This window comes from Streptomyces lincolnensis (assembly GCF_001685355.1).
In the GTDB taxonomy this organism is placed as follows: domain Bacteria; phylum Actinomycetota; class Actinomycetes; order Streptomycetales; family Streptomycetaceae; genus Streptomyces; species Streptomyces lincolnensis.
This window is the reverse complement of record NZ_CP016438.1, coordinates 6,694,422-6,708,198: the sequence shown is the minus strand read 5'-3', so window position 1 is coordinate 6,708,198 and position 13,777 is coordinate 6,694,422. Positions and strand designations below refer to the sequence as shown.

The following is a 13,777-nucleotide window of genomic DNA, read 5'->3' as shown; positions in this document are numbered from 1 at the left end:
GGGACGGGCCGGTGCGGGACGAAGAGCGCGGCACACGGGAGCTGCCGGCCGCCGAAGGCACGGGCGGTCCGAGCACGTCCCGACGCATGGCGGACGGCATCGACGGCATCCCCGAACAGGCCCGGCCGCATCCGGAGGACGACGCCGGCACCACGGCGGCGGAGTTCCTGGACGGCGGGCAGCGAGATCGGGAAGGTGCCGTGCAGAGCACTCCTCTGGACGGACGGATCGGGGTCACCCCTGTCCGAGCCGAGGCGAGGGCTCGGGGAAGGGCTACGGGCGGGACGATGAGCGAGCACGAGCGAAACTCCGAGCACGACGCGACGGGCGCGCAGCGTGTGCAGGTCACACGGCACGACCCTCAGGACCGCAGCGGGGCGCGCGCCAAGTTCATCGAGCTGCGCGCCCTGAAGGAGGGCAGCCCGGAGTACGCGGAGCTGCGCAACCAACTGGTCCGGATGCACCTGCCGCTCGTGGAGCATCTCGCACGCCGCTTCCGCAACCGCGGCGAGCCGCTGGACGACCTCACCCAGGTCGCCACCATCGGCCTGATCAAGTCGGTCGACCGCTTCGACCCGGACCGCGGCGTGGAGTTCTCGACGTACGCGACCCCGACGGTCGTCGGCGAGATCAAGCGGCACTTCCGCGACAAGGGCTGGGCGGTGCGGGTGCCGCGGCGCCTCCAGGAACTGCGCCTGGCCCTGACCACGGCCACGGCCGAGCTGTCCCAGCAGCACGGCCGCTCGCCCACGGTGCACGAACTGGCCGAGAAGCTGGCCATCTCGGAGGAGGAGGTCCTGGAGGGCCTGGAGTCCGCCAACGCGTACTCCACGCTGTCCCTGGACGTCCCCGACACCGACGACGAGTCCCCCGCGGTCGCCGACACCCTCGGCGCGGAGGACGAGGCGCTGGAGGGGGTCGAGTACCGCGAGTCGCTCAAGCCGCTCCTGGAGGACCTGCCCCCGCGTGAGAAGCGGATCCTGTTGCTGCGCTTCTTCGGCAACATGACCCAGTCGCAGATCGCGCAGGAGGTCGGCATCTCGCAGATGCACGTCTCGCGCCTGCTGGCCCGCACCCTGGCCCAGCTGCGGGAGAAACTGCTGGTGGAGGAGTAGCCCGATCATCGGGCCACTGCCCCGGCGGCGGGACTACCGCTTCGGTTCCTGCGGACGACCGGGCCCCTGGATCCCCAGGGCCTGGGTCGTCGCCGGATTGACCAGCAGGACCAGGGAGGCGATCGCGACCGCCGCGAGCGCGATCCCCGCCGGAATCGCCATGCTGTCGGCCTGCAACAGGTTGTAGGCCACCGGCAGCGCCATGATCTGCGTGATGACGGCAGGCCCCCGGCTCCAGCTGCGCCGGCCCAGCAGCCCACGCGCGGCGAGCAGCGGCAGCAGCGCGAGCACGATCAGGGTGACGCCCCCGGTGACGGCCGACCGCCGGTCGTCCGGCTCACCGGTGAAGCCCTCCACGAGCATCCAAGCGCCGCCGGCGACCAGCGCGAGCCCTTCGAGCCCGGCCAGTGCGGCGGCGTACGTCAGGCGCCGCGGGCGCGGACCGGCGGTATCGGGAGTGGGGGGAGTCTGCTCGCTGCTCACCCCAGCAGCGTAGCCCTCGCCCGGCGACGCCCCCTCGGCCAGGCACCGGAGACGCGGCTGTGCACCAGGAGGTTGAGCGACACCTCCGTGTCGAGGTTCACGTACCGAAGTCTTACGTGATCCCTACCTCGGCCTGTGCCCGGTACCACCCAGTAGGTACCCTGCAACTCATGCGTGCACTTCTCGTGGTCAATCCGGCGGCAACCACCACAAGCGCACGTACGCGCGATGTACTGATCCACGCGCTCGCGAGCGAGATGAAACTCGAGGCCGTCACCACCGAGTACCGGGGCCACGCGCGCGACCTGGGCCGGCAGGCGGCCGAGAGCACGGACATCGATCTGGTGGTCGCCCTCGGCGGCGACGGCACCGTCAACGAGGTCGTCAACGGTCTCCTGCACGCGGGCCCCGATCCCCGGCGGCTGCCCGGACTGGCCGTGGTCCCCGGCGGCTCCACCAACGTCTTCGCCCGTGCCCTCGGCCTGCCCAACGACGCGGTGGAGGCCACCGGCGCCCTGCTGGACGCCCTGCGCCAGGGCAGTGAACGGACGGTCGGACTCGGCCTGGCCTCGGGCACCCCGGGCACGGAGGACGAGGCCGTACCGGCGCGCTGGTTCACCTTCAACGCGGGACTGGGCTTCGACGCCGGTGTGGTCGGACGGGTGGAGCAGCAGCGCGAGCGCGGCAGGAAATCCACCCACGCGCTCTACGTCCGCCAGGCGCTGCGCCAGTTCTTCGGCGAGGCGCACCGCCGGCACGGGACGATCACGCTGGAGCGGCCGGACGTGGAACCTGTGACCGATCTGGTCCTTTCCATAGTCTCGAACACCTCTCCGTGGACCTTCCTGGGCAATCACCCGATGTACGCGTCGCCTAAGGCCTCGTTCGATAAAGGCCTCGACGTACTCGGTCTCAGCCGTATGACGACGACCGCGGTTGCCCGGTATGGCACCCAGTTGCTCACTTCGTCCCCCGAGCGCGGCCCCCACGGCAAGCACGCGGTATCACTGCACGACCTGGACCGGTTCACCTTGCATTCGAAGGTGCCGCTCCCCCTCCAGATGGACGGCGACCACCTAGGACTGCGTACCAGCGTGACGTTCACAGGCGTACGCCGTGCACTGCGTGTGATTGTGTGAGCAGAAGGGGCTAAAGTCCTTTCACTCGAACGTTTAGGCCAGGATCCACCCCATGGAAGTACGGCTGTGACCTAGTCGACACCGAGGAATCAAAAAAAACTTTCCAGAAGGGGTTGTATCCGCCGCTGAGGTTTGCGAGTCTCTACGTGGCGATCGGGGCGGCCCGCAACACCGGCCCCCACAAGATCACCGGAACCCCTCTTCAATTCACAAGGACCACGCTGGCGCGTCCGGCGTTCGGCCCTTCACTTGTTGAGGGATTCGTGAAAGCGTTCACATTCACAAGCAACGTGCATGTAATACCAAGGAGAGGTAGCAGCCATGGACTGGCGTCACAACGCCGTTTGCCGCGAGGAAGACCCCGAGCTCTTCTTCCCCATCGGCAACACCGGTCCTGCGCTGCTGCAGATCGAGGAAGCCAAGGCCGTCTGCCGTCGCTGCCCCGTTATGGATCAGTGTCTGCAGTGGGCGCTCGAGTCCGGCCAGGACTCCGGCGTCTGGGGTGGTCTCAGCGAGGACGAGCGTCGCGCCATGAAGCGCCGTGCCGCCCGCAACCGGGCCCGTCAGGCCTCCGCCTGACACACCCACCCCACCAAGCCTGAGCTTGGCGGCGCGTACACCGCGTACGCTTCTCCCGCCCCCGAGCCGCAGCGCGCAGTACCCCCGATGCGCGGCGAATGCCGGCAACGAGCATGTTGAGCCCCAGCCCCCTGAACGGGCTGGGGCTCTTTGCTGTGTGTGCGCGTTGCCATGTAGGCGAGTTGCTATGGGTGCGAGCGCACCGGGACGTCCAGGATCACCCGGGTCCCTCCCTCCGGTGCCGGGACCATGTCGAACGTGCCGCCCAACTCGCCCTCCACCAGCGTCCGTACGATCTGGAGGCCGAGGTTGCCCGCGGTGTGCGGGTCGAATCCCTCGGGCAGGCCCACGCCGTTGTCCTGGACGGTGACCAGGAGGCGGCCCTCCTTGGTGGTGCCGCCGCGGACGGCGGAGACCTCGACGGTGCCGGTCTCGCCCTCGCGGAAGCCGTGTTCCAGGGCGTTCTGGAGGATCTCGGTCAGCACCATCGACAGGGGCGTGGCGACCTCGGCGTCCAGGATGCCGAAGCGGCCGGTGCGCCGGCCGGTGACCTTGCCCGGGGAGATCTCGGCGACCATCGCCAGGACGCGGTCGGCGATCTCGTCGAACTCGACGCGCTCGTCCAGGTTCTGGGACAGCGTCTCGTGCACGATCGCGATCGAACCGACCCGCCGTACCGCCTCCTCCAGCGCTTCGCGGCCGCGGTCGGACTCGATACGCCGGGCCTGGAGCCTGAGGAGGGCCGCCACCGTCTGGAGGTTGTTCTTCACCCGGTGGTGGATCTCCCGGATGGTCGCGTCCTTGGTGATCAACTCGCGCTCGCGGCGGCGCAGTTCCGTGACGTCGCGCAGGAGGACCAGCGAACCGATGCGGGTGCCCTTGGGCTTGAGCGGAATGGCCCTGAACTGGATGACTCCCTCGCTGGACTCGATCTCGAACTCACGCGGCGCCCAGCCGCTGGCGACCTTGGCGAGCGCCTCGTCCACCGGCCCGTGGGTGGGGGCGAGTTCGGCGGTGGTGACGCCGAGGTGGTGGCCGACGAGGTCGGCGGCGAGGCCGAGGCGGTGGTAGGCGGAGAGCGCGTTCGGGGAGGCGTACTGGACGAGGCCGTCCGCGTCGAGGCGGATCAGGCCGTCGCCGACGCGGGGCGAGGCGTCCATGTCGACCTGCTGGTTCGCGAACGGGAAGGCGCCGGCCGCGATCATCTGCGCGAGGTCCGAGGCGCTCTGCAGGTAGGTCAGTTCCAGACGGCTCGGGGTGCGCACGGTCAGGAGGTTGGTGTTGCGCGCGATGACACCGAGGACGCGCCCCTCCCGTCGCACCGGAATCGACTCGATGCGGACCGGGACCTCCTCGCGCCACTCGGGGTCACCCTCGCGCACGATCCGGCCCTCGTCGAGCGCGGCGTCCAGCATGGGGCGGCGGCCGCGCGGGACCAGGTGGCCGACCATGTCGTCCTGGTAGGAGGTGGGGCCGGTGTTGGGCCGCATCTGGGCGACGGAGACATAGCGGGTGCCGTCGCGGGTGGGGACCCACAGGACCAGGTCGGCGAAGGAGAGGTCGGAGAGCAGCTGCCACTCCGAGACCAGCAGATGGAGCCACTCGAGGTCGGAGTCGTCGAGGGCGGTGTGCTGGCGGACCAGTTCGTTCATGGAGGGCACGGGTGCGAGCGTACCTGGGGGTATGTGGACGTCCTAAAAACACCCGCGGGCCGCGGCGCCTGAGAGGGACCCTCAACCCTCCCGGCACCGCAGCCCGGAGCAACATCGGCCGCGGGGTGTGCGGTCCCGGTCGGCCGAGGATGAGGATCCGGGGCAGTCAGGGCAGAGAGCTCCGGTTCCTCGTCCGTCCTCCTGTGCGGGGAGGACGGAAGTCTGTACGTTTTCAGTTCTCTTTACGATTGTGGACTAGACCACTGCGGTGTGTCCATGCGTTGGAGGCTGTTTGTTGTTGGGACTTTTCCCGTCGCGCTCCGCCTATTAGGACGCCCTAGCATCCACCACGCAGCCTAACGCGTGTGGGTTCATGTGCGGGGCCAGATGGCCATGGCAATTTCCGCGAGCGCCTCCAACTCCTCGCGGCTCGCGCCGTCGCGCGCCTGTTGGGACATGCCCTGAATGATCGCTCCGACATGCCGGGCGAGGGCGGTGGCGTCGGCGCCGGCCGGCAGTTCACCGGCGGCGATGCCGACCCTGATACGGCTCTCGAACGCGGCGATGTTGGCGTTGCGCCGCTCCCGCAGCGACTGTTCGACCTCGGGGGTCGAGCAGTTGGTGGCCGCGTGGACGACGAGACAGCCGTAAGGGTGGGCCGGGTCGGTGTACTCGACGGCCGCCTCGCGCAGGGTTCGTTCGACGGCGGCGCGGGCGGTGGGCTCCTCGGCGAGGGCGCGGTCGCCGAAGGAGCCGTACTTCACGCCGTACTCCCGGACGACCTCCTCGAACAGCGAGCGCTTGTCGCCGAAGGCCGCGTAGAGGCTCGGGGCGCCGATGTCCATGACGCGTGTGAGGTCCGAGACGGACGTGGCCTCGTAGCCATGCTCCCAGAAGGCGAGGAGCGCCTTCTCCAGGGCTGTGGCGCGGTCGAAGGAGCGCGGTCGGCCGCGGGGCTTGGGTGCGGTCCTGACCTGCGCCTTCGGGTCCTCGCTGCTCACCATGGAGTGAATTGTATAGCGGGTGCTAGAGAAATGTCCGCGACCTGTTGTACGGTCTTTCTGTAGCGACCACTAGGAAAATGCAAAGGGGGCGCCGACATGGGCGTGCTTGCTGGCAGGACGGCTCTGGTCACGGGGGCGAGCAGGGGTATCGGTCGAGGGATCGCCGAGCGGCTCGGGCGGGACGGCGCGCGGGTGGGGGTGCACTACGGCAGGAACGAGGCGGCGGCGAAGGAGACGGTGGCCGTCATCGAGGCGGCGGGCGGCTCGGCCTTCACGATCGGGGTCGAACTCGGGCTGCCGGGCGACGCCGAGACCCTCTGGGAGGAGTTCGACCGGCACGCGGACGGCCTGGACATCCTGGTGAACAACGCAGGGATCGGAAGCACCCGGCCCATCGACGAGATCGACGAGAAGGAGTACGACGCGGTCTTCGCGGTGAATGTGAAGGCCCCGTTCTTCCTGGTCAAACACGGCATGACACGGCTGCGCGACGGCGGCCGGGTCATCAACGTCTCGTCGGGACTGGCCCGGACCGCCGCGATGCCGAACAACATGGCCTACGCGATGACCAAGGGCGCGCTGGACGTCCTCTCCCGTGACCTGTCCAAGGTGCTGGGCTCCCGGAAGATCACCGTGAACTCGGTGGCGCCGGGCATCATCGCCACCGACAACACCCATGACCTGCTGCATGCGAGCGAGGACGCGTGGGCGTGGGCGGCGGGGATATCGGCCCTGGGCGCGGTGGGCGAGACGGCCGATGTCGCCGACGTGGTGGCGTTCCTGGCGTCGGACGGGGGCCGGTGGGTGACGGGGAGCTGGGTGGATGTGACAGGGGGTTCGCTGACGTAGGGACCGCGGGGCGAGGGGTGCCCTCGCCGAGGGTTTCCGGTCATCTCCGGGACACCCGGCAGACCTGGGAGGCCGGGCGAGGTTCTGTTAGATTGGAGGCTGGATTGGTCTAAACCACACACCCCGTGCAGCCCCTTGAGAACGGCAGGCCCAGCGTGGAAGTTGTCATCGTTCCGGATGCCAGGTCGGGTGGCGAGCTGATCGCCGAGGCCATGGCGCAGCTGCTCCGGCGCAAGCCCGACGCCCTGCTCGGTGTGGCGACCGGCTCGACGCCGCTGCCCGTCTACGAGGCGCTGGCGGAGGCGGTGCGTTCCGGTGCCGTGGATGCCTCGCGGGCACGGATCGCGCAGCTCGACGAGTATGTGGGGCTGCCTGCCGACCATCCGGAGTCCTACCGTTCGGTGCTGCGGCGCGAGGTCCTGGAACCGCTCGGGGTCGGGATGGACGCGTTCATGGGGCCCGACGGCACGGCCGAGGACGTGCAGGGGGCGTGCCGGGCGTACGACAGCGCGCTCGCCGAGGCCGGCGGGGTCGATCTCCAGCTGCTGGGGATCGGGACCGACGGGCACATCGGGTTCAACGAGCCGTGTTCCTCGCTGGCCTCACGGACCCGGATCAAGACGTTGACCCAGCAGACCCGCGTCGACAACGCGCGCTTCTTCGACGGTGACATCGAGCAGGTGCCCCACCACGTGATCACCCAGGGCATCGGCACGATCCTGGAGGCACGGCACCTGGTCCTCCTCGCGACCGGCGAGGGCAAGGCCGACGCGGTCGCCGCGACCGTGGAGGGGCCGGTCGCCGCGGTGTGCCCGGCCTCCGCCCTCCAACTCCACCCGCACGCCACGGTCGTGGTCGACGAGGCCGCCGCGTCCAAGCTGAAGCTGGCCGACTACTTCCGCCACACCTACGCCAACAAGCCGGACTGGCAGGGGATCTGAGGAGATCTCGCGGACACCGCTCACGACAAAGGTGCCGGCTGCCCCGGGGAGGGGAACCGGCACCTTTGTCATGAGGGGTGTCGTCGGAGGCGCTGGTGACGTCGGAGGCGTCGGTGGCGTCACCGCCTGCCGTCACACCCCCGCGATGACCTCCGCCGCCGCCCGGCCGCACACCCGGGCCGCGCCGTGCGTGGCAATGTGGAGGGCGCCACGGGGGGTGGACTGAGGGAGGCCCATCTCGACGATGATCGTGTCGGGGCGGGCCGCGAGGAGGGTGTCGAGGGCTGTGGCCATCCAGGAGTGGCGGTGTTCGTCGCGGACGACCGCGACGATGCGGCGCGGGCCCGCCGCGGTGAGGGCCGCCGTTCCCGCGTCGTCGCCGGCGTAGCTGCCGGTCTCGGTGCCGGGGAGGAGGCGGGCCAGTTCGGCGGCGACGCCCCAGGGCGTCTCGTCGCCGACGGCGATGTTGGCGACGGGGGTGAGGGCGGCGACGTAGGGGGCTTCGGTGAGAGGGGTGAAGGAGCCCCCGCCGGTGGAGCCGTCCGTGATGCCGAGGGCACGGCGGGCCGCGCGCAGGCCGATGTCCTCGCCCGAGAGGCCGTCGGCGGCGGCGTCGGCCGTGGTCCAGCGGGCCAGGGAGCGGACGCGTTCCGCCGCGTCCGCCAGGCGGGACTCGGGGAGTTCGCCGGAGCGTACGGCCGAGACCAGGGCGTCGCGCAGGCGGCGTACCGTCTCGTCGTCCGCCAGGCCGCCGCCCACACAGATGGCGTCGGCGCCGGCCGCGAGGGCGAGGACGCTGCCGCGTTCGATGCCGTAGGTGCCGGCGATGGCCCGCATCTCCATGCCGTCGGTGACGATGAGGCCGTCGTAGCCGAGTTCGCCGCGGAGCAGGTCGGTGAGGATGCGGCGGGACAGGGTGGCCGGGTGGTCCGGGTCCAGGGCGGGGACCAGGATGTGGGCGGTCATCAGGGCACGGGTGCCCGCGCCGATCGCCGCGCGGAACGGGGTGAGTTCGCGTGCCGACAGGACGGGGGCCCGGGCGTCGATGCGCGGCAGGGCGTGGTGGGAGTCGACCGCGGTGTCGCCGTGACCGGGGAAGTGCTTGGTGCAGGCGGCGACCCCGGCCGACTGGAGGCCGGTGACATAGGCGGCGGTGTGCCGGGCGACCAGGTCGGGGTCGGCACCGAAGGAGCGGACCCCGATGACCGGGTTGGACGGGTTGGAGTTCACGTCCGCCGACGGGGCCCAGTTGAGGTTGACCCCGCAGGCCGCGAGGCGGCGGCCCAGTTCCGCGGCCACCTCGCGGGTGAGCGAGACGTCGTCCACGGCGCCGAGCGCGTTGTTGCCGGGGAAGCTGGAGCCCGTGCGCACCTCCAGGCGCGTCACGTCGCCGCCCTCCTCGTCGATGGCGACCAGGACGTCCGCGCGCTCGGTGCGCAACTGTGCGGTGAGGGCGGCGAGTTGTTCGGGTGAGGCGATGTTGCGGCCGAACAGGCCGACGGAGGCGAGGCCCTCGCCGAGGCGGCGCAGCAGCCAGTCGGGGGCGGTGGTACCGGTGAAGCCGGGCTGGAGGACCGTCAGCGCGTCGCGCGTGAGGCCATCTTTTGCCGGATTGGATCCAGCGGTTCCCCTGGCGAAAGTCGTCATCGGGTGGCGTTATCCCTTCACGGCGCCTGCGGTCAGACCCGCGGCCATCTTGCGCTGGACGAGGAGGAAGAGGACCACGATCGGCACGGCCATCATCGTGGATCCGGCCATCATCGGGGCGTATTCGGTGCCGTGCTTGGTGGTGAAGTTGCCGAGCCAGACGGTCGCGGTCTGGTTCTTCTGGCTGAGCAGCATGAGGGCGTAGAGGTACTCGTTCCAGGCCTGGATGAAGCCGTAGACCGAGGTGGCGACCATGCCCGGGGCGAGCAGGGGGAAGACGACCCGGATGAAGGCGCTGGTGCGGGAGCAGCCGTCGACCATCGCCGCCTCCTCCAGTTCCCTGGGGATGTTGACGATGAAGCCGCGCAGGGTCCACACCGTGAAGGGGAGGATGAAGGTCAGGTAGGTGATGATCAGGCCGGTCAGCCGGTCGTACTGGCCCAGGTCGTTGAGCAGCAGGAAGACCGGGATGATCATGGCGACCAGCGGGACCATCTGGACGGCCAGGATGCCCACGATCACGATCTTGCGGCCGCGGAAGGCGAACCGGGAGATGGCGAGCGCGGCCAGCAGGCCGACGGCCATGCCGATCACGACCACCGCGAGGGACACGATCAGGCTGCGGCCGACCGGGCCCCAGAAGTCCGCGATGTCCAGTGCCCGGCCGAAGTTGGACAGGGTCAGGCCCGTGGGCAGCAGGCTCGGGTCCGGGTCGATGGCGTCCGCGGCCGGCTTGAACGCCGTGTTCAGCATCCAGTAGACGGGGAAGCCGGCGGTGACGAAGACGAGGAGGCCGAGGAGGTTCCAGCCGAGCCTGGACCTGCGGCGGGGGGCGGTGACCGTACTCATTCGACGTCTCCGATCTTCAGCATCTGCCGCATGTACACGGCGACCACCCCGAGCAGCAGCACCACGGTGAGCAGGGCGATCGCCGAGCCCTGCGCGTAGTCGTTGACGACGAAGGCACGGTCGTAGGAGTAGGTGGTCAGCAGCTGGAACTCGGCCTCCGGATGGCCGTTGCGCATCACGAAGACCTGGGGGAAGACGCCCATGTCCCAGATGACCGACAAGGTCGTGAGCATCACGATGATCGGCTTGAGGATGGGCAGGGTGACGTACCGGAAGACGCCCCAGGCGCCCGCGCCGTCGAGCCGGGCCGCCTCCTCCATTTCCTTGGGGACCTGGGTGAGGCCGGCGCTGAGGGTGATGACCACGAAGGGCACGGCGCCCCAGACCACCAGCAGCATGATCACGGCCAGGCCCTGCGGTCCGCTCGCGAACCAGTTGTGGCCGATCATCTCCACGCCCGGGAGCCTGCTGAGCAGCGCGTTGAGGATGCCGTAGTCGGCGTCGAAGAGCCATTTGAAGACGGTCGTGGCGACGATGATGGGCATGCCCCAGCTGGCCACAAGCGCGATGTTGACGAGGATCTTCACCCAGCCGGAGACCCGCTGGAGCAGCAGCGCGATCAGCATGCCGGCGACCATCGTGAAGATCACGCAGCCGGCCGCGAAGACGACGGTGCGGACGACGACGGCCCAGAACTCGCTGTCGCCCAGCACCTTCGTGAAGTTGTCGAACCCGACCGACTCGGCCGGCTGGAAGCCCCACAGCTGGGACTGCCCGAACTTCTGGAAGGACAGGGTGACCAGGCGGACCAGCGGATAGCCGAGGACGAGCGCCAGGATGCCCAGACAGGGGGCGAGCAGCAGCCAGGGCGTGCCGGCTCCGGCGGAGGGCCGTCCCGGGGACGGCTTCTCCCCCACGGGTGGTGGTGGGGGTGCCTGCCGCGGCGGCGGCACCTTGGCGGGGGTGGTGGTATCGGCACTCATCCGTGCGCTCCTCAGCGGTCCCTCGGGTCGTACGCAAGCAGACCCGCACGAGGCAGGCCGTACGAGAAGCAGGGCCCCGCTGTCGGCGGGACCCCGTTCTCACGTCACTTCGTGTTGATGACCTTGTCGATCGCGGCGTCCGCTTCCTTCGCGGCGGCCTCGACGGACTTCTTGCCGGTGCCGATGGACTGGAGCATGGTCTGGAGGACCTGGGCCTTCTCGACCTGGCCCCAGCCGGGCGCCATGGGCACAAACCAGTTGGACTCGGCCGCGGTGGCCGGGACCGCCGTCGCCGGGTCGTTCTTGAGCGTGGCGAGGTCGGTCTTGTTGTTGGGCAGGTTGCCCTTGGCGATCAGGCCCTTCTGGCCGGAGGAGCCGGTGAAGGCGTTGATCCACTCGGCGGCGACGGCCTGGGCGTCGGACTTCACCGGGACGGCGAGGTCGGAACCGCCGAGGAAGACGGGCAGGTTCTTGCCGGACGGGCCGGGCATCACGAAGTTCTCGACGTTGCCTTCGAGCTTGCCGGTCTTGTCGTTCTCCTTGGCCGCGGCGGTCGCGCCCTCCCACGCGGGGGCGAAGATCATGCCGGACTTGCCCTGGCCGTAGACGATGTAGCGGTCGGACTCGTCCTTGGTCTTGTCGCCGTGCATGTAGGTGTCGACGACCTTCTGGAACTCCTTCAGGCCCTTGACGGACTCGGGCGAGGAGAGGTTGCCCTTCCACTGACCGCCGGACTCCACGGCGATGGAGCCGCCGGCGTCGTAGACGAAGGACATGGCGGCGTACCAGTCACGGGTGGGCTGGTACCAGGCGCTGAACTTGTCGCCCTCCTCCTTCTGGACCTTGTCCAGGGCGGAGGTCAGTTCGCCGTAGGTCTTCGGGGCGGACTTGACGCCGGCCGAGGCGAAGACGTCCTTGCGCCAGTTGGCGACGCGGCCGCCGGCGTAGTAGGGGACGCCGTAGGTCTTGCCCTCGTAGGTGACCGAGGCCTTGAGGCCGTCGAGCCAGGCGGCGGAGTTGTCGAACTGTCCGGCGTCGAGGGGGGCGAAGGCGCCCTTGACCATGTAGCCGAGCATCTCGGTGTTGCCCATCTCGACCACGTCGGGGGCCTTGTCGGTGGCCAGGACGGCGTCGAGCTTGGCGTTCTTGTCGGGCCAGCCGTAGTACTCGTGGTTGATCTTGATGCCGGGGTGCTTCTTCGTCACCGCCGCGTCGGCGGCCTTGACCAGCTCCGGCCAGTTGTTCTGCGCGTCGACCGTGAGCCAGACCGTCAGCTCCTTGGCGTCCGCACCGCTCTTGTCCGAGCCGCCGTCGCCGCCGTCGCCCCCGCACGCCGCGATGGAGACCATCATGCCCGCGATACCGATCGCGGCTGCCAGCTTGCGCTTCACGCCACCCTCCTCAGGGATGCCCACACCCCCCGCCCATGGAGCCGGGACCTGGACCAATGGTGTAGACCAGTACCCGGAGCTTGGACCAGGCCAATACACCTGTCAAGAGTGCTGGAACGGCTCTGACCAGCCGTTATACGAGCTACATATGCAGGAACCTTTAAGTAAGAAGCCAGCGAAAACCGCGCAGCCGGAGTACTCTCGTCCGCTAGACCACTTACCTCGGTGGACTAGACCAGAAGTGGTGGCGACGGTATACAGAAGGGATCACGACGTGATCCGCGTCCGGAGCCGGGAAGGCAGAGCATGAGCACCGACGTCAGCAGTGCGGAGAACGAGGGTGGGGCGAGTGTCCGTACCGCGCGCGTGCCCAAGTACTACCGCCTGAAGAAGCACCTGCTCGACATGACGGAGACGCAGTCCCCGGGCACGCCGGTACCGCCCGAGCGCACGCTCGCCGCCGAGTTCGACACCTCGCGCACCACCGTGCGCCAGGCCCTTCAGGAGCTGGTGGTCGAGGGGCGGCTGGAGCGCATCCAGGGCAAGGGCACCTTCGTCGCCAAGCCGAAGGTCTCGCAGGCCCTCCAACTCACCTCGTACACCGAGGACATGCGCGCCCAGGGTCTCGAACCCACCTCGCAGCTGCTGGACATCGGCTACGTCACCGCCGACGACCGCCTCGCCGAGCTCCTCGACATCACGGCCGGCGGGCGGGTGCTGCGCATCGAACGCCTGCGCATGGCCAACGGCGAGCCCATGGCCATCGAGACCACCCACCTCTCCGCCAAGCGCTTCCCCGCCCTGCGCAGATCGCTGGTCAAGTACACGTCCCTCTACACGGCGTTGGCCGAGGTCTACGACGTCCACCTCGCCGAGGCCGAGGAGACCATCGAGACCTCCCTGGCCACCCCCCGCGAGGCCGGCCTCCTCGGCACCGACGTCGGCCTGCCGATGCTGATGCTCTCCCGCCACTCCCTGGACCGCGACGGCGGACCGGTGGAGTGGGTGCGCTCGGTGTACCGGGGAGACAGGTACAAGTTCGTGGCGCGCTTGAAAAGGCCCGTGGACTGAGGCACACCCAAGGGGCGCGGTCTGTGCCGATATGCGGCTCCGCCGCGTGGGCGCGACCAGCCACGACGGCGCCG

At 69.4% G+C, this 13,777-nt stretch carries 13 protein-coding genes; 6 read left to right on the top strand and 7 right to left on the bottom strand.

Translation table 11 applies throughout. The features are described from left to right. Nucleotides 1-11: 11 nt before the first annotated feature. Entirely contained in the window at nucleotides 12-1,115 is a 1,104-nt protein-coding gene (locus SLINC_RS29995; RefSeq protein WP_079164800.1) for an RNA polymerase sigma factor SigF, read from the top strand. 33 nt (nucleotides 1,116-1,148) lie between these two features. Here the strand turns inward: SLINC_RS29995 and SLINC_RS29990 are convergent, their stop codons facing one another. Then, nucleotides 1,149-1,598 carry a hypothetical protein gene (locus SLINC_RS29990; RefSeq protein ID WP_067439380.1) on the bottom strand — a complete coding sequence of 150 codons (450 nt, stop codon included), beginning with the start codon at nucleotides 1,596-1,598 and terminating at the stop codon, nucleotides 1,149-1,151. A 170-nt stretch (nucleotides 1,599-1,768) separates the two neighbouring features. Here SLINC_RS29990 and SLINC_RS29985 point away from each other — a divergent pair, with 170 nt between their 5' ends. After that, a complete protein-coding gene (locus tag SLINC_RS29985) occupies nucleotides 1,769-2,737 on the top strand; it encodes a diacylglycerol/lipid kinase family protein (RefSeq protein ID WP_067439376.1) in 969 nt (322 codons plus the stop codon). Nucleotides 2,738-3,058: 321 nt separating this feature from the next. Continuing rightward, nucleotides 3,059-3,316 (top strand): WhiB family transcriptional regulator, encoded by a 258-nt coding sequence (locus SLINC_RS29980; RefSeq protein WP_006142322.1) that lies wholly within the window; start codon nucleotides 3,059-3,061, stop codon nucleotides 3,314-3,316. A gap of 185 nt (nucleotides 3,317-3,501) precedes the next feature. Here SLINC_RS29980 and SLINC_RS29975 read toward each other — a convergent pair whose 3' ends face one another. Then, complete coding sequence (locus SLINC_RS29975) at nucleotides 3,502-4,968, bottom strand: sensor histidine kinase (protein ID WP_067445842.1); 1,467 nt, start codon at nucleotides 4,966-4,968, stop codon at nucleotides 3,502-3,504. Nucleotides 4,969-5,339: 371 nt separating this feature from the next. After that, the gene (locus SLINC_RS29970; protein ID WP_067439373.1) at nucleotides 5,340-5,972 is read right to left on the bottom strand and encodes a TetR/AcrR family transcriptional regulator; all 633 of its coding nucleotides are present in this window, start codon (nucleotides 5,970-5,972) and stop codon (nucleotides 5,340-5,342) included. A 96-nt stretch (nucleotides 5,973-6,068) separates the two neighbouring features. Between SLINC_RS29970 and SLINC_RS29965 the strand changes: the two genes are divergently transcribed. Both SLINC_RS29965 and nagB read left to right on the top strand, forming a co-directional pair. Beyond that, nucleotides 6,069-6,821 carry an SDR family oxidoreductase gene (locus tag SLINC_RS29965; protein WP_067439371.1) on the top strand — a complete coding sequence of 251 codons (753 nt, stop codon included), beginning with the start codon at nucleotides 6,069-6,071 and terminating at the stop codon, nucleotides 6,819-6,821. Nucleotides 6,822-6,976: 155 nt separating this feature from the next. Continuing rightward, nucleotides 6,977-7,762: a glucosamine-6-phosphate deaminase gene (nagB, locus tag SLINC_RS29960; RefSeq protein ID WP_067439369.1), complete on the top strand. Its 786-nt coding sequence runs from the start codon at nucleotides 6,977-6,979 to the stop codon at nucleotides 7,760-7,762. A gap of 132 nt (nucleotides 7,763-7,894) precedes the next feature. Here nagB and SLINC_RS29955 read toward each other — a convergent pair whose 3' ends face one another. From SLINC_RS29955 to SLINC_RS29940, 4 genes are all read right to left on the bottom strand, one after another. Then, on the bottom strand, nucleotides 7,895-9,409 hold the full coding sequence (locus tag SLINC_RS29955) for a glycoside hydrolase family 3 protein (protein WP_067439365.1): 1,515 nt from the start codon (nucleotides 9,407-9,409) through the stop codon (nucleotides 7,895-7,897). A gap of 9 nt (nucleotides 9,410-9,418) precedes the next feature. Beyond that, on the bottom strand, nucleotides 9,419-10,258 hold the full coding sequence (locus SLINC_RS29950) for a carbohydrate ABC transporter permease (protein WP_067439362.1): 840 nt from the start codon (nucleotides 10,256-10,258) through the stop codon (nucleotides 9,419-9,421). Further along, entirely contained in the window at nucleotides 10,255-11,241 is a 987-nt protein-coding gene (locus tag SLINC_RS29945) for a carbohydrate ABC transporter permease (RefSeq protein WP_067439359.1), read from the bottom strand. Before SLINC_RS29945 ends, SLINC_RS29950 begins: the two co-directional genes overlap by 4 nt. 104 nt (nucleotides 11,242-11,345) lie before the next feature. Then, nucleotides 11,346-12,632 carry an extracellular solute-binding protein gene (locus SLINC_RS29940; RefSeq protein ID WP_067439356.1) on the bottom strand — a complete coding sequence of 429 codons (1,287 nt, stop codon included), beginning with the start codon at nucleotides 12,630-12,632 and terminating at the stop codon, nucleotides 11,346-11,348. A 306-nt stretch (nucleotides 12,633-12,938) separates the two neighbouring features. On the opposite strand from SLINC_RS29940, the gene SLINC_RS29935 reads away from it, so the two are divergent. Beyond that, on the top strand, nucleotides 12,939-13,703 hold the full coding sequence (locus tag SLINC_RS29935; RefSeq protein WP_067439353.1) for a GntR family transcriptional regulator: 765 nt from the start codon (nucleotides 12,939-12,941) through the stop codon (nucleotides 13,701-13,703). Nucleotides 13,704-13,777 lie beyond the last annotated feature (74 nt).